1 protein-coding gene is annotated in these 312 nt (G+C 69.9%); it reads right to left on the bottom strand.

Going from position 1 to position 312, the window contains the following annotated elements; translation table 11 throughout:
* On the bottom strand, positions 1–224 hold a 224-nt coding region (locus JT719_RS24490), incomplete at its 3' end, for a GntR family transcriptional regulator (RefSeq protein ID WP_207436410.1).
* Positions 225–312 lie beyond the last annotated feature (88 nt).

The following is a 312-nucleotide window of genomic DNA, read 5'->3' as shown; positions in this document are numbered from 1 at the left end:
GGGTGGAACTCCACTAGGGCCGTCGCCTCCAGCTGGCGCAGCGCCTCGCGCACGGGCATGCGGCTGACGCCGAAGGCGGCGGCCAGCTCCTCCTGCCGCAGCGGCGCGCCCGCGGCCAGCACCCCGTCCAGGATCGCCGCCCCCAGGGTCGCCTCCACGAACTCCGTCGCCGTGCGGAAACGCGGCCGCGTCGTTTCGACCAGGCGGGTCAGGTCGGTGGTCATGTGCGAAGCCTCTTGCGCGGATATTGGATCCAATCTAACAAGGATGCCGACAGGGCTCAATCACGAAGACGGCGGGACCACGCCATGA

The sequence above is a fragment of the Sabulibacter ruber genome, assembly GCF_017355955.1.
Lineage (GTDB): Bacteria > Bacteroidota > Bacteroidia > Cytophagales > Hymenobacteraceae > Nibribacter > Nibribacter ruber_A.
Note: the sequence above shows the minus strand (reverse complement) of the source record. Positions and strands in the feature narration are given on the sequence as shown.